This is a genomic window from Comamonas endophytica (genome assembly GCF_023634805.2).
Taxonomy (GTDB): domain Bacteria; phylum Pseudomonadota; class Gammaproteobacteria; order Burkholderiales; family Burkholderiaceae_C; genus Comamonas; species Comamonas endophytica.
The window spans coordinates 3453092-3474316 of the sequence record NZ_CP106881.1 but is presented as its reverse complement, the minus strand read 5'-3'; the positions used below and the strand labels follow the sequence as shown (position 1 = coordinate 3474316).

Annotated in this window: 19 protein-coding genes and 1 pseudogene; 12 read left to right on the top strand and 8 right to left on the bottom strand. The window is 65.8% G+C overall.

What is annotated here, in order from left to right:
• The first annotated feature begins 8 nt into the window (after positions 1-8).
• From M9799_RS15795 to kdsB, 4 genes are all read left to right on the top strand, one after another.
• The gene (locus tag M9799_RS15795) at positions 9-434 is read left to right on the top strand and encodes an ExbD/TolR family protein (RefSeq protein ID WP_231042270.1); all 426 of its coding nucleotides are present in this window, start codon (positions 9-11) and stop codon (positions 432-434) included.
• Between the two features lie 22 nt (positions 435-456).
• Complete coding sequence (gene lpxK / locus M9799_RS15790; protein ID WP_231042269.1) at positions 457-1443, top strand: tetraacyldisaccharide 4'-kinase; 987 nt, start codon at positions 457-459, stop codon at positions 1441-1443.
• Positions 1444-1462: 19 nt separating this feature from the next.
• Positions 1463-1645 (top strand): Trm112 family protein, encoded by a 183-nt coding sequence (locus M9799_RS15785; protein ID WP_231042268.1) that lies wholly within the window; start codon positions 1463-1465, stop codon positions 1643-1645.
• Positions 1646-1719: 74 nt separating this feature from the next.
• On the top strand, positions 1720-2463 hold the full coding sequence (kdsB, locus tag M9799_RS15780; RefSeq protein WP_231042698.1) for a 3-deoxy-manno-octulosonate cytidylyltransferase: 744 nt from the start codon (positions 1720-1722) through the stop codon (positions 2461-2463).
• Positions 2464-2536: 73 nt separating this feature from the next.
• Here the strand turns inward: kdsB and M9799_RS15775 are convergent, their stop codons facing one another.
• Positions 2537-2761: a hypothetical protein gene (locus tag M9799_RS15775; RefSeq protein ID WP_263725523.1), complete on the bottom strand. Its 225-nt coding sequence runs from the start codon at positions 2759-2761 to the stop codon at positions 2537-2539.
• On the opposite strand from M9799_RS15775, the gene adk reads away from it, so the two are divergent.
• Complete coding sequence (adk, locus tag M9799_RS15770; RefSeq protein ID WP_231042267.1) at positions 2760-3416, top strand: adenylate kinase; 657 nt, start codon at positions 2760-2762, stop codon at positions 3414-3416. The genes M9799_RS15775 and adk overlap by 2 nt on opposite strands.
• A gap of 86 nt (positions 3417-3502) precedes the next feature.
• Here adk and M9799_RS15765 read toward each other — a convergent pair whose 3' ends face one another.
• Positions 3503-4486: an asparaginase gene (locus M9799_RS15765; RefSeq protein WP_377008475.1), complete on the bottom strand. Its 984-nt coding sequence runs from the start codon at positions 4484-4486 to the stop codon at positions 3503-3505.
• A gap of 93 nt (positions 4487-4579) precedes the next feature.
• On the opposite strand from M9799_RS15765, the gene lexA reads away from it, so the two are divergent.
• Both lexA and M9799_RS15755 read left to right on the top strand, forming a co-directional pair.
• Positions 4580-5254, top strand: coding sequence for a transcriptional repressor LexA (gene lexA / locus M9799_RS15760; RefSeq protein WP_231042265.1), 675 nt, complete (start codon positions 4580-4582; stop codon positions 5252-5254).
• Positions 5255-5373: 119 nt separating this feature from the next.
• On the top strand, positions 5374-5670 hold the full coding sequence (locus M9799_RS15755) for a hypothetical protein (protein ID WP_231042728.1): 297 nt from the start codon (positions 5374-5376) through the stop codon (positions 5668-5670).
• 101 nt (positions 5671-5771) lie between these two features.
• On the opposite strand, the pseudogene M9799_RS20665 reads toward M9799_RS15755, so the two are convergent.
• The 6 genes and pseudogenes from M9799_RS20665 to M9799_RS15725 form a co-directional block, all read right to left on the bottom strand.
• Positions 5772-5840, bottom strand: a pseudogene (locus tag M9799_RS20665) (hypothetical protein); the annotation flags it as partial.
• A 389-nt stretch (positions 5841-6229) separates the two neighbouring features.
• The gene (locus M9799_RS15745; RefSeq protein WP_231042264.1) at positions 6230-6964 is read right to left on the bottom strand and encodes a hypothetical protein; all 735 of its coding nucleotides are present in this window, start codon (positions 6962-6964) and stop codon (positions 6230-6232) included.
• An 11-nt stretch (positions 6965-6975) separates the two neighbouring features.
• Positions 6976-8079: a cell division protein ZapE gene (gene zapE / locus M9799_RS15740; protein ID WP_231042263.1), complete on the bottom strand. Its 1104-nt coding sequence runs from the start codon at positions 8077-8079 to the stop codon at positions 6976-6978.
• Between the two features lie 107 nt (positions 8080-8186).
• Positions 8187-9614, bottom strand: coding sequence for a dihydrolipoyl dehydrogenase (lpdA, locus tag M9799_RS15735; protein WP_231042262.1), 1428 nt, complete (start codon positions 9612-9614; stop codon positions 8187-8189).
• Positions 9615-9712: 98 nt separating this feature from the next.
• The gene (gene odhB / locus M9799_RS15730) at positions 9713-10975 is read right to left on the bottom strand and encodes a 2-oxoglutarate dehydrogenase complex dihydrolipoyllysine-residue succinyltransferase (RefSeq protein ID WP_231042261.1); all 1263 of its coding nucleotides are present in this window, start codon (positions 10973-10975) and stop codon (positions 9713-9715) included.
• A gap of 48 nt (positions 10976-11023) precedes the next feature.
• A complete protein-coding gene (locus M9799_RS15725; RefSeq protein WP_231042260.1) occupies positions 11024-13903 on the bottom strand; it encodes a 2-oxoglutarate dehydrogenase E1 component in 2880 nt (959 codons plus the stop codon).
• Positions 13904-14106: 203 nt separating this feature from the next.
• Here M9799_RS15725 and M9799_RS15720 point away from each other — a divergent pair, with 203 nt between their 5' ends.
• The 5 genes from M9799_RS15720 to fdhE all read left to right on the top strand — a co-directional run bounded on the left by M9799_RS15720 (position 14107) and on the right by fdhE (position 21222).
• On the top strand, positions 14107-15195 hold the full coding sequence (locus tag M9799_RS15720) for an AI-2E family transporter (protein ID WP_231042259.1): 1089 nt from the start codon (positions 14107-14109) through the stop codon (positions 15193-15195).
• 215 nt (positions 15196-15410) lie between these two features.
• Positions 15411-18476, top strand: a complete 3066-nt coding sequence (fdnG, locus tag M9799_RS15715) for a formate dehydrogenase-N subunit alpha (RefSeq protein ID WP_231042258.1) — start codon at positions 15411-15413, stop codon at positions 18474-18476.
• A 10-nt stretch (positions 18477-18486) separates the two neighbouring features.
• Positions 18487-19428: a formate dehydrogenase subunit beta gene (gene fdxH, locus M9799_RS15710; protein WP_231042257.1), complete on the top strand. Its 942-nt coding sequence runs from the start codon at positions 18487-18489 to the stop codon at positions 19426-19428.
• Positions 19425-20051, top strand: coding sequence for a formate dehydrogenase subunit gamma (locus M9799_RS15705; protein WP_231042256.1), 627 nt, complete (start codon positions 19425-19427; stop codon positions 20049-20051). The genes fdxH and M9799_RS15705 overlap by 4 nt, the downstream gene beginning before the upstream one ends.
• 205 nt (positions 20052-20256) lie before the next feature.
• On the top strand, positions 20257-21222 hold the full coding sequence (gene fdhE / locus M9799_RS15700; RefSeq protein ID WP_231042255.1) for a formate dehydrogenase accessory protein FdhE: 966 nt from the start codon (positions 20257-20259) through the stop codon (positions 21220-21222).
• Positions 21223-21225: the final 3 nt, after the last annotated feature.

The window sequence follows — 21225 nt, the reverse complement described above, 5'->3', positions numbered from 1 at the left end:
CCGGCCCGATGAACTTCCGTCCCCGCCACCGCGACGAGCCCGAGATCAACCTGATCCCGTTCATTGACGTGCTGCTGGTGATCCTGATCTTCCTGATGCTGTCCACCACCTACAGCAAGTTCACCGAGATCCAGCTCACTCTGCCGGTCGCCAACGTCGAGCAGCAGCGCAACCGCCCACAGGAAATCATCGTTTCCGTGGCCGCGGACGGGCGCTATTCCATCAACAAGGCCGCGCTGGCCGATACCGGAGTGGCCGCGCTGACCCAGGGCCTGGCGGTGCTGGCGCAGGGCCGCCCCGACAGCGTGCTGATCATCAGCGCCGATGCCACGGCGCCGCACCAGGCGGTGATCTCGGTCATGGAAGCGGCGCGCCGCTCGGGCCTGTCGCAGATCACCTTCGCCACCCAGGCGTCGGAGGCAGCGCGTCGCTGAGCGCACGCGCCGCCTTCCCCGCATGAGTTCCTCTTCGCTGCGCAGCGCCTGGCGGCGGCGCGGCGCGCTGGCCTGGGCGCTGTGGCCGGTGTCGCTGCTGTATGGCGCGCTGGTGCGCCTGCGCCGGCTGCTCTATGCCGCGGGCCTGCTGCGCCGGCAGCATGCGGGCATTCCCGTCGTGGTGGTGGGCAACGTGATTGCCGGCGGCGCAGGCAAGACGCCCGTCACGCTGGCCGTGGTGCGCGATCTGCAGCAACGCGGCCTGGCCGTGGGAATCGTCTCGCGCGGATATGGCCGCAGCACCGATGACTGCCGCGAGGCCAAACCCGACAGCCGCGCCGACAGCGTGGGTGACGAGCCCGCGCTGCTGGCGCGCAGCAGCGGCGCGCCGGTCTTCGTCGCGCGTGCGCGCATCGACGCGGTGCGCGCATTGCGCGCCGCCTACCCCGCCACCCAGGTCATCGTCTGCGATGACGGCTTGCAGCATTTGGCCCTGGCGCGCGATGTGGAGCTGTGCGTGTTCAACGACGAGGGCACCGGCAACGGCTTCCTGCTGCCCGCAGGCCCGCTGCGCGAGCCCTGGCCGCGCAAGGTCGATCTGGTGCTGCATGCGGGAGCGCGTCCGTCCGGCACGGCGCCGGCCTATGCGCTGCGGCGCCAGCTGGCGCGCCAGGCGCACAACGCGCGCGGCGAGCGGGTGCCGCTGGCGGCATTGCGCGGCCAGCCCCTGCATGCGCTGGCGGCCGTGGCACGGCCGGCGGACTTCTTTGCCATGCTGCGGGCCCAGGGGCTGACGCTGGCGCGCGCCGAGGCCCTGCCCGATCACTATAATTTTGAGAGCTGGGGCGGAATGGACGGCGCCGCAAGCGCGCTGGTCTGCACGGAGAAAGACGCCGTGAAGCTGTGGACCCGCCACCCCGAAGCCTGGGCCGTGCCCCTGGAAATCTCCATTGCCGAGGGATTCTTTCCGGCACTCGCGCAGGCACTCTCACTATCATCGAAACACTGACTCTCACTTCGCTATTGCCATGGACGCCAAATTCCTCGAACTGCTCGTCTGCCCCGTGACCAAGGGCCCTCTGACCTATGACCGCGAGCGCCAGGAACTGGTGTCGCGCAACGCCCGCCTGGCCTATCCGGTGCGCGACGGCATGCCGGTATTGCTGGAAAACGAGGCCCGTACCCTGAGCGACGAGGAGCTCGAGGCGTGACTGCCGCCGCGCCAACCCACGCCGCGCCCGCGCTGTTCGCCAGCAGCGGCTTCACGGTGCTGATTCCTGCGCGCATGGCTTCGAGCCGCCTGCCGAACAAGCCGCTGGCCGATATCGCGGGGCTGCCGATGGTGGTGCGCGTGGCGCAGCGCGCGCTGCTGAGCCGGGCTGCGCGCGTCGTGGTGGCCGCGGACGATGCGCGCATCATCGAAGCCTGCGAGGCCCACGGCGTGCAGGCGCTGCTCACCCGTCCCGACCATGCCAGCGGCAGCGACCGGCTGGCCGAGGCCTGCGGGCAGCTTGGCCTGGATGGCGGCGACTGCGTGGTCAATGTCCAGGGAGACGAGCCGCTGATCGACCCGCAGCTGATCGACGCCGTGGCCGCGCTGCTGGGCAACGTGCCCGAAGCCAGCATGGGCACCGCCGCCCATCCCATCGGGGGCCTCGAAGACCTACACAACCCCAATGTGGTGAAGGTGGTCTGCGATGCGCAGGGCCTGGCGCAGTACTTCAGCCGGGCACCGATTCCTTTCGCCCGCGACCATGCCGGCCAGCCATGGTGGAACGACCCGGCGGCGCTGGCCGGCCACGCGGGCTTCGCGCCGCTGCGCCATGTGGGCATCTACAGCTACCGCGCGGGTTTCCTGCGCCAGTTCCCGAAGCTCGCGCCGGCGCCCACCGAGGCGCTGGAGGCGCTGGAGCAGCTGCGCGCGCTCTGGCATGGGCACCGCATCGCGGTGCATGTCACGCACGATGCGCCCGGAGCGGGAGTCGACACGCCAGCCGATCTCGAACGCGTGCGCGCCTTGCTGGGCTGAGGAGCAAGCTTCTTGCGGGCGCCTCGCGGGACAAGCCCGCGCGCCGCTTCGGGCTCTCGGCCAAGAAGAACAGTTATTTCTGAAATAACAGAAAATAGGAAATATTACAGGCAAGGAAACGCCATCCGGCCGATGAAGCCGGTTGCGCGACTGTCACGAAACCATCACGGTGTAGGTCCCCACAAGGGTGCACGCGTGCTATCCTTGCCGCGAAAAAACGCGACATGGAGCCGGCCGGCGCGCTGCCCGCCGGCTCCTTTGTTGTCCAAAAGAATTTCAACTCTTCGAGGATCTCCATGAAACTGATCTTGTTGGGCGCGCCCGGCGCCGGCAAAGGCACACAGGCTGCTTTCATCTGCCAGAAGTACGGCATCCCGCAGATTTCGACCGGCGACATGCTGCGCGCCGCCGTCAAGGCCGGCACCCCGCTGGGCCAGCAGGCCAAGGCCGTGATGGACGCGGGCCAGCTGGTCAGCGACGACCTCATCATCGGCCTGGTCAAGGAACGCATCCAGCAGGAAGACTGCGCCAACGGCTTCCTGTTCGATGGCTTCCCGCGCACCATTCCGCAGGCCGACGCCCTGAAGACCGCGGGCGTCAAGCTCGACTTCGTGCTGGAGATCGATGTGCCCTTCGAGGCCATCGTCGAGCGCATGAGCGGCCGCCGCTCGCACCCGGCTTCGGGCCGCACCTACCACGTGAAGTTCAACCCGCCCAAGGTGGCCGGCAAGGACGACGAGACCGGTGAAGACCTGGTGCAGCGCGAGGACGACAAGGAAGAAACCGTGCAGAAGCGCCTGCAGGTCTACAGCGACCAGACCCGTCCGCTGGTCGATTACTACCGCAACTGGGCACTGCAGGATGCGGCCCAGGCGCCCCAATACCGTGCGATCAGCGGCATGGGCACGGTGGAAGAAATCACTGCGCGCGCCTTCGCCGCTCTGGAAAGCTGACTGGCTTGACCGGCGCTGCCTGCGGCGCCGGGTCAAGGAACGACTTCAGGCCGCGTCTTCGGACCGCGGCCTTTTTGCGTCGTGCGCTAGTGCTGCGCGGCCAGCAGTTCCAGCTGCAACAGGATGCGCGCCTTGAGCGGCGGCAGATCCACGGGGCGGGGCTGCATCGGCACATCGGCTGGCGGCGCGTCCTGTGCCGCCACCAGCTGCCCTTCGCTGCAACGGGTGCCGACCCGAACCGGCACGCCCGCGCTCAACGCGCGCTGAAGCGCCGGCTCGAGCGTTCGATGCAGCGTGCCATTGCCCGTCGCGGCCACCACGAATCCCTGCACGCCCTGTGCCAGCAGTGCATCGACCGCGCGACCATCGCAGCCCGCATGGCTGCTGACCAGTTCGACCCATGGCCATGCCGCTGGATCCGGCAGGCGCCGCAGCAGTGCGGCAAATGCCCCGCGCTGCGCATCCACCGGCTCGGGCGGCCGCTGCCAGCGCACCCGGCCCTCCTCGACCCAGCCCAGCACGCCTTTATCGTCCGATGTGAAGGCATCGACCCTGTAGGGATGGAACTTGCGCACGGCGCGCGCGCTGTGCACCTGCCCCGCAGCCACCACCAGCACGCCCCGCGCTTGCGCATCCACCGCGCATGTCACGGCATCGCGCAGATTCTGCGGGCCGTCGGCCAGCAAGGCCGTGGCCGGCCGCATCGCGCAGGTCAGCACCACCGGCTTGCCTGGAGGCAGCACGAGATGCAGGAACCAGGCGGTCTCTTCCAGCGTGTCCGTCCCGTGGGTGATCACGAGCGCACCCACCTCGTCCTGTGCCAGCCAATGCATGCAGCGGTGGGCAAGCGTGGTCCAGGTGGCGCTGTCCATATCCTTGCTGTCGAGCTGTGCCACCTGCTCGGCCAGCAGATCGCCACCCGCCACCTGCGCGAGATCGGGCACCGCAGCCAGCAGTTGATCCACGCCCAGCTGCGCTGCCGTATAGCCTACCGTCTGCGAAGCATCCGCAGCCGTGCCCGCGATCGTTCCGCCTGTGGCCAATATCACCACACTATTTGAATTGCCCACTTGCGGCCCCTTGAAAACTGGTGAAAAATACAGCCACTGTATAAAAAAACATAGAGAATTCAGCCTGCCGCTGACACCCATTGAAGGACTGCCATGCTCGACCATCCGAAGCTCACGCCGCGACAGCAGCAAATCCTGGATCTGATCCAGTCCGCCATCGAACGTACCGGGGCGCCCCCGACCCGGGCCGAAATTGCCGGCACGCTGGGTTTCCGTTCCGCCAACGCTGCCGAAGAGCACTTGAAGGCCCTGGCGCGCAAGGGCGTCATCGAGCTGGTCAGCGGCACCTCGCGCGGCATCCGCCTACGCCACGACACCGTGCGCAACATCAACGCCGCACGCGGCGCAAGCTTTGGCTCGCCCATCACGGCAATCGCCTCGCTGGTGCTGCCGTTGGTCGGCCGCGTTGCCGCCGGCTCGCCCATCCTGGCCCAGGAGCATATCGACCAGACCTATGCCGTCGAGCCCAGCCTGTTCCAGGCCAAGCCCGACTACCTGCTGAAGGTGCGCGGCATGTCGATGCGCGATGCCGGCATCATGGACGGCGACCTGCTGGCAGTACAGGCCAGCAAGGAAGCGCGCGACGGGCAGATTGTAGTCGCGCGCCTAGGCGACGAAGTCACCGTCAAGCGCCTGCGCCGCACGCGCAGCGGCATCGAGCTGCTTCCGGAGAACCCGGACTTCCCGGTCATCCATGTCCAGCCCGATGAACCCTTTGCCATCGAGGGCCTGGCCGTCGGCCTGATCCGCAACACCCTGTTCATGTAACAGGCCTCGCTTTCCCCGCAGGGCCTCTGGCCCATGCATTGCACCCTCGGCCTTTCGGGCTGAAGCACGGCTGCGCCCGAATGTGTGCGGCTGTCTTATCACTTTGCTGGAGTTACCACATGCAATTCGCTTTGCAGGCCCTGCCTTACTCGCGCCATGCCCAGAACGACATGCTTTTCGGGCAATCCCCGGCGGCGCTGGACTTTCCTTCCCTGCCTTTGACCCGTGTCGCGTCCAAGCGCCCTGCCCCGCGTCCAGCCAGCCTGCCGCAGGCCGGCCTGCCCGTGCACAGTGGTGTGCGCATCCTGCGCAACGAAGGCCAGACCCAGGGCGGCCGGCTGCTGATGTCTGGGCGCATGGCGGATGTGTGTGCGGCGCTCAACCGAATGGAGTTCAATGAGTACGCTTGCGGTTGACACCCTCGCCGCCTTGACGAGACGCTTATTCCTTCTGCAAGACGGCGATGCCCCGCCGCGAGAATGTTTTTGGCAGCATTCACATCTCCGTCGTGCACAGTGGCGCAATCGCTGCAAACCCATTCTCTTATTCGCAAACCTGCTCTACCTGGCCGGCCGCACCCTGTCATCGGCGAGGATGCTCTCGAGACGCTGCGCCCGATGCCAGGCGGGGCCGGCCAGGCGCGGCCGGCCAGGCTTGTATCAGGCATCGAGTTGACTGCACGCCGCGCCATCCCTCCCCGTCCAAACCAGACGCCTTTGCTTCCAAGCCGCAAGCGGCCTACTGGCTTGGACCAGGCTTCTCGCGCATTTTGGCGATGACTGCAAAGCCTTCGCGGGTCGCAAGGTCCTTGCGTTCACACCCGGCCTGTCGAAGTGCGTCTTCAGTCAAGAGCCGGAGACATTCATCCTTCGACAAGCTCGGGACGGACGGGCCATGGGCTTGGCGCCCGTTTGGCCTGAGCCTATCGAAGTATGTCTTGATTGGTCGAGACCGCAGCCGTTCGGCCGAGCCACGTCAGGGCGCAAGCGGCGGCAATGGAGCCGCCTTCTTGGTGGATTCCGCCGCCTTGGCGCGCTGGCGCTCGCGCCGTTCCGCGGCTTCGCGCTGTTTTTTCTCATAGCGCTGGCGCGCTGCCGCGCGATCCTCTGCGTCCTTGGCCTGCTTGCGGGCTTGCTCGGCAGCATGGGCCTGCTGGCGCTGCGACTGGGCCTGGGCGCGTTCTCGTGCCTCCCGGGCGCGCGCGGCCTGGACTTCGACCAGGTCCTGGGCGGTGGGCGCCTCGGTCGCCCTGGGCCTGGGCTGCGGGGCAGTGCGTATTTTGCCTTCCATGCCACTGGATGCGTCGGGAGCCTGCCGCCTTTTCTCCTCGACCTTGCGCTCCACGGCACGCAACTGCTCGGCCGATTTCTCGCGCCGCTCGGCACTGTTGATGGCGCTTTCCTCAGCGCGCAGCGCGTTGTCGGCCAGGCGCGCGCGGGTGCGCGCCGCGTTCAGGCAATCCTCGACCGCGAAACGCTGGTAGCACGCGGTCTCTTCCTCGCTGCGCCGCTGGGCGATGGCCGCGCGTTCGGCAGCAATACGCTTGCGCGTTGCGGCGCGCTCGGCCTTCACTGCATCTGACACGACCTGGGTATCGGCGGCTGCAGGCTGCGCGTGGACCAAGCCCGACAGCAACGGCAAGGCCAGCGCCAGTGCGCCGGCACGCGGCCACAGCGCGGTGGTGGGAAAAAGGAAAGACACACGGTGCATGGGCAAGGGCCTCAGGTCAGGCTGGTATCCACCAAGCGGTGCTCGAGCGACAGGAATTCCTGCGACTGCATCTCGTTGAGACGCGAGACGGTGCGCGGGAATTCGTGGGCCAGGGGACCTTCAGTGTAGAGCTGCTCGGGGGGCACCGCAGCCGACAGGATCAGCTTGACCCTGCGGTCATAGAGCACATCGATCAGCCAGGTGAAGCGCCGCGCGGGCGAGGCCATGTTGACCGGCATGAAGGGCACGTCGGACAGCAGCACGGTGTGGAACTGCGTGGCGATCTCCAGGTAATCGTTTTGCGAGCGCGGGCCGCCGCACAACGTCTTGAAATCGAACCACACCACACCGCCGGCGCGCCGGCGCGCGCGGATCTCGCGGGCCTCGATATGCAGCACCGGGTCCTCGTCGTGCACCTCCGCCAGCCGGTCGAAGGCTTCCTCCATGGCCGCATCGGCCTCCGGGCCCAGCGGCGTATGGTAGAGCTTGACCATCTCCAGGGTGCGGCGGCGGTAGTCGGTGCCGTTGTCGACGTTGACGACTTCCATGCGCTCATTGAGCAGGTCGATGGCCGGCAGGATGCGGTCGCGGTGCAGGCCGTTGGGGTAGAGGCCATCGGGCGTGAAGTTCGATGTCGTGACGAAACCCACGCCGTTGTCGAACAGCGCCACCAGCAAACGGTGCAGGATCATCGCGTCCGTGATGTCCGCGACGTGGAACTCGTCGAAGCAGATGAGCTTGTATTTCCTGGCGATGCTCGCGCCCAGCACTTCGAGCGGGTCCTGCACGCCCTGCAGCGTCGCCAGTTCGCGGTGCACCTCGCGCATGAACTCGTGGAAGTGCAGGCGCACCTTGCGCTTGAGTGGCACGGCGTTGAAGAAGCACTCCATCAGGAAGCTCTTGCCGCGGCCCACGCCGCCATACATATAGACGCCCTTGGGAATCTCGGGACGGTTGATCAGCTTCTTCAGCGCGTTCGAGCGCTTGCTCTTGTAGACCGCCCATTCGTCGGCGCAGCGCTGCAGGGCCTCGACGGCGCGCAGCTGCGCGGGATCGCTTTGAAAGCCTTTGGCAAGCAATTCGGCCTCATAGGCCTCACGGACGGACTGGGACATGCGGGCTCACGGTGCTGGTGTGAAAAGACAAAAGCCGAAAGCGCCCGATACCCAGGCACTTTCGGCGGATGCGGCGGTGTGCTCACCGCCGCTCAAGAGCAGGCTGATCAGAAGTTCAGCGTGCGCTTGTCCACGGCCAGTGCCGCTTCCTTGGTTGCTTCGGACAGCGAAGGATGGGCGTGGCAGATGCGTGCGATGTCTTCGCTCGATGCCTTGAACTCCATTGCCACCACGGCTTCGGAGATCAGTTCCGAAACGACCGGGCCGACCATGTGCACGCCCAGGATCTCGTCGGTCTCGGCGTCGGCCAGGAACTTGACCATGCCGGTCGTGTCGCCCAGCGCGCGCGCACGGCCGTTGGCCAGGAACGGGAAGGTGCCGGCCTTGTACTTCACGCCATCGGCCTTGAGCTGCTGCTCGGTGCGGCCGACCCATGCGATCTCGGGGCTGGTGTAGATGACCCACGGCACAGTGGCGAAGTTCACATGGCCGTGCTGGCCGGCGATGCGCTCGGCCACGGCCACGCCCTCTTCCTCGGCCTTGTGCGCCAGCATCGGGCCGCGCACCACGTCGCCCACTGCCCAGACGCCAGGCAGGTTGGTCTTGCAGTCATCGTCGACGACGATCGCGCCGCGCTCGTCCAGCGCCAGGCCCACGGCTTCGGCGTTCAGGCCGATGGTGTTGGCGGTGCGGCCGATGGACACGATGAGCTTGTCCACGGACAGCGTCTGCGCTTCGCCCTTGGCATCCGTGTAGTTCACGTTCACGCCCTGGTCGCTGACCTGGACTTCGCCGATCTTGACGCCCATCTCGATCTTCAGGCCCTGCTTGTCGAAGGCCTTCTTGGCTTCCTTGGCGATCTGTTCGTCCACCGCGGCCAGGAACTTGTCCATGCCCTCGAGCACAGTGACTTCCGCGCCCAGGCGGCGCCAGACCGAGCCCATTTCCAGGCCGATGACGCCGGCGCCGATCAGGCCCAGCTTCTTGGGGGTGGCGCCCACGCGCAGCGCGCCGTCGTTGGACAGCACGTTGACTTCGTCGAAGGGCACGCCGGGCAGCGCACGCGCGTTCGAGCCCGTGGCGATGACGATCTGCTTGGCCGTCAGCGTTTGCTCTTCCTTGCCGGCAACGCGGATCTCGTAACCGCCGTCAGCCGCCTTGACGAAGGAGCCGCGGCCATGGAAGAACGTGACCTTGTTCTTCTTGAACAGGTACAGGATGCCGTCGTTGTTCTGCTTCACGATCGCGTCCTTGCGGGCGATCATCTTCTGCACGTCCATCGCCACTTCGCCAGTGGAGATGCCGTGGTCGGCAAAGTGCAGGCGGGCATGCTCGAAATGCTCGGACGACTGCAGCAGCGCCTTGGAGGGAATGCAGCCGACGTTGGTGCAGGTGCCGCCGGGTGCGGGGCCGCCGTTTTCGTTCTTCCACTCGTCGATACAGGCGACGTTGAAGCCCAGCTGGGCGGCGCGGATCGCGGCGATGTAGCCGCCGGGGCCGGCGCCGATCACGATGACGTCAAATTGCTTGCTCATGTCTCAATCTCTCTCAATGCATTTGGAAGAAACCCACCGCCGGGCATCGCGCCGCTGGGGTGGGTTTCATTGGAACAGTGGACCTGACCGCAGGGGATTTACAGGTCGAACAGCAGGCGTGCGGGATCTTCCAGCGCGTCCTTCATGGCCACCAGGCCCAGCACGGCTTCGCGGCCATCGATGATGCGGTGGTCATAGGACATGGCGAAGTAGTTCATTGGACGCACCACGACCTGGCCGTTCTCGACCACGGCGCGGTCCTTGGTCGCGTGCACGCCCAGGATCGCCGACTGGGGCGGGTTGATGATGGGGGTGGACATCATCGAGCCGAAGGTGCCGCCGTTGGAGATGGAGAAGGTGCCACCGGTCATGTCGTCGATGCCCAGCTTGCCGTCCTTGGCCTTCTGGCCGAACTCGGCGATCTTCTTCTCGATCTCGGCAAAGCTCATCTGGTCGGCGTTGCGCAGGATGGGCACCACCAGGCCGCGCGGCGAGCCGACGGCGATACCGATGTCGAAGTAGCCGTGGTAGACGATGTCGTTGCCGTCCACGGAAGCGTTCAGCACCGGGTACTTCTTCAGCGCGTGCACCGCGGCCTTCACGAAGAAGGACATGAAGCCCATCTTCACGCCGTGTTCCTTGGTGAAGTCGTCCTGGAACTTCTTGCGCATGGCCATGACGGGCGCCATGTTCACTTCGTTGAAGGTCGTCAGGATGGCGTTGGTCGACTGCGACTGCAGCAGGCGCTCGGCGACGCGCGCGCGCAGGCGGGTCATCGGCACGCGCTGCTCGGGACGCTCGCCCAGGTCTTGCTTGCCCGCAGGTGCGGACACCTGGGGCAGCGACTTGGCGGGCACGCCGGTGGGGATGACGGCAGCCGTCGATTGCACGCCGCCCTTGATGGCGTTCAGGGCGTCGCCCTTAGTCACGCGGCCGTCCTTGCCGGAGCCTGCCACGTTGGCGGCCGACAGGTTGTTCTCGGCCAGCAGCTTGGCGGCGGCGGGCATGGCGACATCGCCCTTGTTGCCGCCGGTGGCTGCGGGCGCAGCGGGTGCAGCAGCGGGAGCGGCGGCAGCGGGTGCAGGAGCTGCAGCTGCGGGAGCGGCGGCGCCGGCAACGGCTTCGGTGTCGATCTTGGCGATCAGCTGCTCGGCGGTGACGGTGGCGCCGTCGCCCTGCACGATCTCGGTGATGACGCCGGCCGACGGTGCGGGCACTTCCAGCACGACCTTGTCGGTCTCGATCTCGATCAGGATTTCATCGACCGCCACTGCTTCGCCGACCTTCTTCTTCCAGGTCAGCATGGTGGCTTCGGCGATGGATTCGGACAGCTGGGGGACTTTGACTTCTACGATTGCCATGGTGTTTCTTTCAAAAGGTGTTTGTACTGAGTGAGGGGTCTCTTGGCCTTACTTGGTCAGGACAAAACCCTTGAGCTTGGCAAATGCGCCGTCGACCAGCGCCTTCTGCTGTTCCTGGTGCAGGTGCGAGTAGCCCACTGCCGGCGAGGCGGAAGCCGCGCGGCCGGAGTAGCCCAGCTTCTGTCCTTCGAGCATGTTCTCGTGGATGTTGTGCTGGATGAAGAACCACGCGCCCTGGTTTTGCGGCTCGTCCTGGCACCACACGATGTCGGTGGCCTGGGGGTACTTCTTGAGCTCGGCGGCAAAGGCCTTGTGCGGGAACGGATAGAGCTGTTCCACGCGGATGATGGCCACGCTGTCGTCCTCGCGCTCGGCACGCTTCTTCACCAGGTCGTAGTACACCTTGCCGGAGCAGGCAATGACGCGCTTGACCTTGGCGGCGTTGTCGGCGATCTTGGCATCCTGCTCGGGGATGACGGTCTGGAAGGCACCGGCGGTGAACTCGGACAGCGGCGAGGTCGCGTCCTTGTTGCGCAGCAGCGACTTCGGCGTCATGATCACCAGCGGCTTGCGCAGGTTGCGCACCATCTGGCGGCGCAGCACGTGGAAGATCTGGCTGGCCGTGGTCGGCTGCACGATCTGCATGTTGGTGTCCGCGGCCAGCTGCATGAAGCGTTCCAGGCGTGCCGAGCTGTGCTCGGGGCCCTGGCCTTCGTAGCCGTGCGGCAGCATCAGCGTCAGGCCGTTGATGCGGCCCCACTTGACTTCGCCGGAGGCGATGAACTGGTCGATGACGACCTGGGCGCCGTTGGCGAAGTCGCCGAACTGGGCTTCCCAGATGACCATGGTGTTCGGGTCGTTCGAGGCGTAGCCGTATTCGAAGCCCAGAACGGCCTCTTCCGACAGCAGCGAGTCGATCACGACGAACGGCGCCTGGTTGTCGGCGACGTTCTGCAGCGGCACGTACGTTCCGGTGTCCCACTTCTCGCGCTTCTGGTCATGGATGACGGCATGGCGGTGCGTGAAGGTGCCGCGGCCACAGTCCTCGCCCGACAGGCGCACGGGGTAGCCCGAAGCGACCAGCGAGGCGAAAGCCATGTGCTCGCCCATGCCCCAGTCGACATTGATGTCGCCGCGGCCCATGGCGGCGCGGTCGTCATAGACCTTCTTGACCAGCGCGTGCGGCGCGACGGTCTCGGGGATGGTCGAGATCTTCTCGGCCAGGCGCTTCCATTCGGTCAGCGGAATCGCGGTGTCGCCGGCATCGGTCCAGGGTTTGCCCAGGAAGGGGCTCCAGTCGACCGCGTACTGGCTCTTGAAGTTGGTCAGCACCGGGTCGGCCGTGTGGCGGCCTTCGTCGAGCGCCGCGCGGTAGGCCTTGGCCATGTCGTCGCCCAGCGTCTCGCCCAGGCCCTGGGCCGCCAGCTTGTCGGCGTAGAGCTTGCGCGTGCCGGGGTGGGCCGCGATCTTCTTGTACATCAGCGGCTGCGTCAGCGCGGGAGTGTCCTGCTCGTTGTGGCCCAGCTTGCGGAAGCAGATGATGTCCACGACCACGTCCTTGGCGAACTCCATGCGGAATTCCAGCGCCAGCTGCACGGCCAGGGCCACGGCTTCGGGATCATCGCCGTTGACGTGCAGGACCGGCGACTCGATCATCTTCACGATGTCGGTGCAGTACAGCGTCGAGCGCGTGTCGCGCGGATCGGAGGTCGTGAAGCCGATCTGGTTGTTGATGATGATGTGGACCGTGCCGCCCGTGGTGTAGCCGCGGGTCTGGGCCAGCGCCAGCGTTTCCTGGTTCACGCCCTGGCCGGCAAAGGCCGCGTCGCCGTGCACCAGCACCGGCAGCACCTGCTTGCCCTGCGGGTCGCCACGGCGGTCCATGCGTGCGCGCACCGAACCTTCGACCACGGGGTTGACGATTTCCAGGTGCGAGGGGTTGAAGGCCAGCGACAGGTGCACCGGGCCGCCGGCCGTCGACACGTCGGAGCTGAAGCCCTGGTGGTACTTGACGTCGCCCGAGGGCAGGTCTTCGGGGGCCGTGTGGTCGAACTCGGCAAACAGGTCGCGCGGGGTCTTGCCCAGCGTGTTGACCAGCACGTTCAGGCGGCCGCGGTGGGCCATGCCGATGACGATTTCCTGCACGCCCTTGGAGCCGGCCGACTGGATCAGCTCGTCCATCGCGACGATGAAGCTCTCGCCGCCTTCGAGCGAGAAGCGCTTCTGGCCGACGTACTTGGTGTGCAGGAAGCGCTCGAGGCCTTCGGCAGCCGTCAGGCGGTCGAGGATGCGCTGCTTCTTCTGCGCGTCGAACTGCGGCTTGCTGCGGATGGTTTCGAGCTTTTGCTGCCACCAGCGCTTCTGGTTCTGGTCGGTGGCATACATGTACTCGGCGCCGATGGCGCCGCAGTAGGTTTCATTGAGCGAGTTGAGCAACTCGCGCAGGGGCATGGTTTCCTTGCCGAAGAAGGTGTTGCCCACGTTGAACACGATTTCCTGGTCGGCGTCGCCGAAGCCATAGAAGGAAGGCTCGAGTTCGGGAATCTGGGGGCGCTCGGTGCGCTTGAGCGGGTCGAGATCGGCCCAGCGCTGGCCGACATTGCGGTACGCGGCGATCAGTTGCTGCACGGCGGTGCGCTTGCGGCCCAGCTCGGAGTCGGCGCCCGAAGCGACGACGACCTGGGTGCAGCCCTGCTTGGCACGCTCGGCAAAGGCGTTGACGACCGGCAGGTGGGGCACGTCGCGGGCATTGGAGCCGTCGACCGCGGGCACGTGCTGCAGTGCATCGAAATACTCGCGCCACGAATCGGGCACGCTGCCGGGATTGGCAAGGTAGTTCTCGTACATCTCTTCGACATACGGCGCATTGCCGCCGAAGAGATGGGTATTGCCTTGGTAGGCTTGATAGACGGTTGTCTGATCGCTCATATCTCGCTGACCTCCGCTTTCCTGGAGAAAGCATTAGCTGGTGGGTAGACCTTCCGCGACACGGCTGTACCGATTGGCGGATGCGACGGTGGCATGGGAAGGGCCTTGTTGCGACCACCATTGTGCCACTGAACCGACAGGGACACCCCGACCGGGCCGGCCGGGGTGGATTACATTTGCAACTATATTTAATCCACCTGCACATGAAAAGCACCACCCTCCACCATCGCGTCTTCCTGCTGCTGCTGTGCATCGTCACCGCCGGATTCCTGGTCATCCTGTGGCCGTTCTGGGGCGCCGTTTTCTGGGGAGTGGTGCTGGCCGTGCTGTTCGCGCCGCTGCACCAGCGGCTGCTGGCGCGCATGCCGCAACGGCGCAACCTCGCGGCACTGGCCACGCTGGCCATCTGCCTGGTGATCGTGATCCTGCCGCTGGTGCTGATCGGCGCCTCGCTGGTGCGCGAGGCGACGCTGATCTACGAGAACCTCAACACAGGCGAGCTCAACTTCGGGGCGTATTACCAGCAGATCATGTCGGCCCTGCCCTCCTGGGCCACGCGCACGCTCGACAGCGTGGGCCTGACCTCGGTCGCCGAAATCCAGGAGCGGCTCTCGAGCATCGCCGTGCAGGCCAGCAAGGTCGCGGCCTCGCAGGCCGTGGGCATCGGGCAGAACACCATGGGCTTCATCGTCGGCTTCGGCGTCATGCTCTACCTGCTGTTCTTCCTGCTGCGCGACGGCGCCCAGTTGGCAAGCCGCATCCGCTATGCGTTTCCGCTCGAGCCGGCGCACAAGACCGCGCTGGCCAGCAAGTTCACCACCGTGGTGCGCGCCACCATCAAGGGCAACATGGTCGTGGCCATGGCCCAGGGCGCGCTGGGTGGCTTGATCTTCTGGATCCTCGACATCCAGGGCCCGGTGCTCTGGGGCGTGGTGATGGCCTTCCTGTCGCTGCTGCCAGCCGTCGGCGCTGCGCTGATCTGGGGGCCGGTGGCGATCTACTTCCTCGCAACCGGCGACATCGTCAAGGGCAGTGTCCTCGCGGCCTATGGCGTGCTGGTGATCGGGCTGGTCGACAACGTGCTGCGGCCGCTGCTGGTGGGCAAGGACACGAAGATGCCGGACTACATCGTGCTGATCTCCACGCTGGGCGGCATGGCGCTGTTCGGCCTGACGGGCTTCGTCGTCGGTCCACTGATCGCGGCACTGTTCATCGCCATCTGGGACCTGTTCGGCCAGGACCATCACGCCGGTGCGGACGTGTCGACGACGGTCTTGCCGCCCAAGCAATGAGCGCAGGATTGTGCAGCAACAAGGGTAAACACCTACTCTCGCGGGACGAAAAAACGGCTTCGAGCGGTCAATAACCCTTCTCGCCTCTCAAATGATAGGGGCATGAACTGGCGGAGAACCCGACCTGGGATGGGTGATAGTGGTGCGGATGAAACTTGATTCAGTGCTTACTTCTAGAATCGAGTCACAAGCGTCATTTAAAAAAGGTACCCCCCATGGTGCAATTCTCCAGACGCCAGTTCATGAAAGTGACTGGTTCCAGTCTGGCGGCATCCAGCCTTGCGGTGATGGGCTTCTCGCCCACCGCCGCGCTCGCTGAGGTGCGCCAGTTCAAGCTGGCCGCGACTACGGTCACGCGCCAGACCTGTACCTACTGCTCGGTAGGCTGCGGCATCCTGATGTATTCGCTCGGCGACGGCGCGAAGAACGCCAAGCTGTCGGTGATCCACGTCGAAGGCGACCCGGACCATCCGGTCAACCGCGGCACGCTGTGCCCCAAGGGCGCGTCGCTGCTGGACTTCGTGCACAGCCCGAACCGCCTCAAATACCCCGAATACCGCGCGCCCGGCTCCAACGAGTGGAAGCGCATGTCCTGGGACGAAGCGCTGACCCGCATCACCAAGCTGCTCAAGGACGACCGCGACGCGAACTTCGTCGAGAAGAACGACAAGGGCCAGACGGTGAACCGCTGGCTCACCACCGGCATGCTCGCCGCCTCGGCCGCCAGCAACGAAGCCGGCTACATCACGCACAAAGTGGCCCGTTCCTGGGGCCTTCTTGCATTCGACAACCAAGCACGTGTCTGACACGGCCCGACGGTGGCAGGTCTTGCCCCGACGTTTGGCCGTGGAGCGATGACGAACCATTGGGTCGACATCAAGAACGCGGACGTTATTTTGATCATGGGCGGCAATGCCGCCGAAGCCCATCCCTGCGGCTTCAAATGGGTGACCGAGGCGAAGGAGCACAACAATGCGCACTTCATGGTGGTCGACCCGCGCTTCAACCGATCCGCATCGGTGGCCGATTTCTATGCCCCCATCCGTTCGGGCAGCGACATCGTGTTCCTGGGCGCCGTCATCAACTATCTGCTGACGAACAACAAGATCCATCACGAATACGTGAGGAACTACACCGACTTCACGTATATCGTGCGCGAGGACTTCGCCTTCGACGAGGGCATCTTCGCCGGCTACGACCCGCAGACGCGCAGCTACGACAAGACCTCGTGGGACTACGAGCTCGACGCCGACGGCTATGTGAAGACCGACCCGACGCTGGAGCACCCGCGCTGCGTGTACCAGTGGCTCAAGCGCCACTACGCCGGCTACACCGCGGAAAAGGTCGAGAGCATCTGCGGCACGCCCAAGGCCAAATTCCTGCATGTCTGCGAGCAGCTGGCCTCGACGGCGCAGCCGGGACGCGCGGCCACGATCCTCTACGCGCTGGGCTGGACCCAGCACACGACGGGCGCGCAGATCCTGCGCACCGGCGCGATGATCCAGCTGCTGCTGGGCAACATCGGCATCTCGGGCGGCGGCATGAACGCGCTGCGCGGGCACTCGAACATCCAGGGGCTGACCGATCTGGGCCTGCTGACGGCGGGCCTGCCGGGCTACCTGTCGCTGCCCAACGAGGGCGAGCAGGACTACGGCAAGTACCTCGAGGCACGCACCCCGAAGGCCATGCGTCCGGGCCAGATGAACTACTGGTCGAACACGCCCAAGTTCCACATCAGCCTGATGAAGGCCTGGTATGGACCCGCGGCGACGGCCGAGAACAACTGGGCCTTCGACTACCTGCCCAAGCTCGACCGCCAGTACGACATGCTGCAGGTCTTCGACATGATGAACGAAGGCAAGATCAACGGCTACCTGGCGCAGGGCTTCAACCCGCTGGCCTCGCTGGCCAACAGCAACCGCGTGCGCACCGGCCTGTCCAAGCTCAAGTTCCTGGTCATCATGGATCCGCTGGTCACCGAGACCTCCGAGTTCTGGAAGAACCACGGCGAGTTCAACGACGTCGACACCGCATCGATCCAGACCGAGGTGTTCCGCCTGCCGACGACCTGTTTCGCCGAGGAAGACGGCGCGGTGGTGAGTTCCTCGCGCGTGCTGCAGTGGCACTGGAAGGCGGCCGAGCCGCCGGGCGAGGCCAAGACCGACATCGCCATCATGTCGGCGCTGCATCTGCGCCTCAAGGCGGCCTACGCCAAGGACGGCGGCAAGTTCCCCGACCCGATCGCCAATCTCTACTGGCCCTACGTCGAGCCGGCGCACCCGACCTCCGAAGAGGTGGCCAAGGAGTACAACGGCCGCGCGCTGGTCGACCTGTTCGACCCCAAGGATCCGACCAAGCTGCTGCGCCGCGCCGGCGAACAGCTGAGCAGCTTCGCCGAGCTGCGCGACGACGGCAGCACGCTCAGCGGCTGCTGGATCTACACCGGCTGCTGGACCTCCTCGGGCAACCAGATGGCGCGCCGCGACAACTCCGACCCGACCGGCGTGGGCAACACGCTGAACTGGGCCTGGGCCTGGCCGCTCAACCGCCGCATCCTGTACAACCGCGCCTCGTGCGACCTGCAGGGCAAGCCCTTCAACCCGAACCGCAAGCTCATCGAGTGGAACGGCAAGGCCTGGGCGGGCCCCGACGTGCCGGACATGGGGTTGAACATGGACCCGGCCACCGTGGGCCCGTTCATCATGAACCCCGAGGGCGTGGCGCGCTTCTTCGCGCGCAAGGGCATGAACGAGGGACCGCTGCCGACGCACTACGAGGCCTTCGACAATCCGCTGGGCTACAACCCGATGTACCCGCAGAACAAGCTCGCGGTCATCAACCCCGCGGTGCGGATTCTCGAGTCGACCAAGGGCACTGCCGGCACGGCCGCCGAGTTCCCGCACGTGGGCACGACCTACCGCCTGACCGAGCACTTCCACTACTGGACCAAGCATGTCCAGCTGAACAACATCGTTCAGCCGGAGCAGTTCGTCGAGATCGGGGAGGCGCTGGCGCAGGAGCTGGGCATTGCCACCGGACAGCAGGTCAGGGTCACTTCCAAGCGCGGCTACGTGCGCGCCGCGGCGGTGGTGACCAAGCGCCTCAAGCCCATGCAGATCGAAGGCAAGACCGTGCACCATGTCGGCATTCCCATCCACTGGGGCTTTGCCACGACCGGGCGCAAGGGCCACATGGCCAACAATCTCACGGCATCGATTGGTGACGGCAACAGCAACACACCAGAATCCAAGACCTTCCTCGTGAAGGTGGAAAAGGCCTAAGGAGTAGCTGATGTCTTCTACACATTCTCTCGATATCAAGCGCCGTTCGGCGACCACCACCCCCTCGCCCAGCATGCGGGAAACGCATTCCGGCGAGGTGGCCAAGCTGATCGACGTCTCCAAGTGCATTGGCTGCAAGGCCTGCCAGACCGCCTGCATGGAGTGGAACGATCTGCGCGACGACATCGGCACGGCGGCGGCGGGGGTCTATGACAACCCCACCGACCTGACCGCCGCGTCGTGGACCGTGATGCGTTTCACCGAGTACGAAAACGAGGCCACGGGCAACCTGGAGTGGCTGATCCGCAAGGACGGCTGCATGCACTGCGAGGACCCGGGCTGCCTCAAGGCCTGCCCCTCGCCGGGCGCGATCCTGCAGTACAGCAACGGCATCGTGGACTTCCAGCAGGAGAACTGCATCGGCTGCGGCTACTGCGTGACCGGCTGCCCGTTCAACATCCCGCGCATCTCGAAGAAGGACCACAAGGCGTACAAGTGCACCCTGTGTTCCGACCGCGTGGCCGTGGGACGCGAGCCCGCCTGCGTCAAGACCTGCCCCACGGGTGCCATCCAGTTCGGCACCAAGCAGGCGATGAAGGAGCATGCCGAGCACCGGATCCAGGACCTGAACCGCCGAGGCTTCGACAAGGCCGGCCTGTACGACCCGGCCGGCGTGGGCGGCACGCACGTCATGTACGTGCTGCACCATGCGGACAAGCCGTCGCTGTACAAGGGCCTGCCGGATGATCCGAAGATCAGCCCGATGGTGTCGCTGTGGAAGGGCGTGGCCAAGCCGCTGGCGCTGGCGGCGCTGGGCGCGGCCGCCGTGGGCAGCTTCTTCCACTACGTGACCAAGGGCCCGCACGAGGTGCCCGCGGAACTCGAGCGCGAGGAGGAACGCATGGAAGAACGGCTGGAGCAGCAGATGCTGGACAAGGAGGACGCAAAATGAAACGCAGCCCCCGTGACCTCAAGCGCTACGGCGCAGGCGAGCGCGCCAACCACTGGCTGGTGGCGATCACCTTCGTGCTGCTGGCGGCGTCGGGCCTGGCTTTCTTCCACCCGGCCTTCTACCCGCTGGTCCAGCTGTTCGGCAGCGGCACCTGGGCGCGCATCCTGCACCCCTATATCGGGGTGGTGATGGCGCTGGGCTTCGTGCTGATGGTGTTCAGCTTCTGGCGGCTGAACATCATCCGCGCCAACGACATCCAGTGGCTCAAGGAAGCGCCCAAACTCGTCACCGAGGAGCACCATGTGATGCCCGAACAGGACAAGTACAACGGCGGCCAGAAGGTGCTGTTCTGGCTGCTGATCGCCTCGATGCTGGGCCTGACGCTGTCGGGCGTGCTGATGTGGCGCGCCTGGTGGAACCTGCCGGTGGACATCGTGCGCGCCAGCGCCGTGCTGCACGCGGTGTCCGCCACGGTGCTCTTCGGCCTGATCATCATGCACATCTACGCCGCCATCTGGACCCGCGGCACGATCCGTGCGATGGTGTATGGGACGGTGAACCGGGCCTGGGCGAAGTACCATCATCCGCTGTGGTATCGGCGCATGACGGGCGAGAAGGACTGACAGGCTTCGTCTTGCTTCAACCAGTTAAGCCCAGGGCGCACTTTCAAGACCGTTCGTCCTGAGCTTGTCGAAGGATGAAGGGCCTGCGGTCAAGTTTTGAGCGTAGGCCGTTCATGGTTCGACAGGCTCACCACGAACGGTTTTCAGATCACCGCCGCCGGCACGCCTCCCAGGCATGCCGGCGGCACTTATTTGGAAATACCCCATGCAACGCATTCTCCAACGCGGCGAGATCGAGTCGATCGACCAGATCAACTTCCCGCGCATCCGCCTGCCCGAGGCCGGCAGCCTGTTTGCCGAGCGCGCCGCGCGCCTGCGCCAGCTGGCCCAGGGCAACCCCATCGGCGACTACATCCTGTTTGTCGCCAGCATCGTCGACGCCCAGCACCATGCGCTGGCCACCCTGCCGGCACCCGAGCTGCCGGCCGCCGCCATCGCGCTGGCCCAGCAGCATTCGATGCCGCTGCTGCCCGCCGCCGACCATCTGGACCCGGCCTGGCTGCAGGTGCTCGACACCATGCTCGACCGCCTCGAGGGCGCGCAGGGCCTGCCAGAGCCGCTGCAGCCGCTGATCGGCGCGCTGCGCGGGATGCCGCAGGCCGAGCGCGAAGCCGTCGCCAAGCGCCTGCTGCAAAAGGAAGTGGCGGCGCGCGACGTGGGCATGGCGCCCTTCGTCATGGCCGCGCTGCAGGTGGTGTTCACCCAGCGCGCGGCGCATCTGGCCGTGGGCGACGTGCCCTACACCGAGCCTGCGTCGATCTGCCCGGTCTGCGCCAGCGAGCCCGTGGCCAGCGTGCTGCGCATCGGCGGCAAGGCCAACGGCCACCGCTACCTGCACTGCGGCATCTGCTGCACCGAGTGGCACATGGTGCGCGTCAAGTGCTCGCACTGCGAATCCACCAAGGGAGTCCAGTACCAGGGCATCGAAGGCCAGGGCGAGGTGGTGACGGCCGAGACCTGCAGCGAATGCGGCTGCTACCGCAAGGTGGTCAACCAGGAGAAGGACCCGCTGGCCGAGCCCCTGGCGGACGATCTCGCATCGCTGATGCTGGATCTGTTGATGGGCGAGACGCAGTTCAAGCGCGCCAGCACCAACCCGCTGCTGTACGTGGCCTTTGCCGAGGAGCGAAGCGAGGGCGACCAGGCTTTGGTCGATCCGGCTGCGGAATGAGCT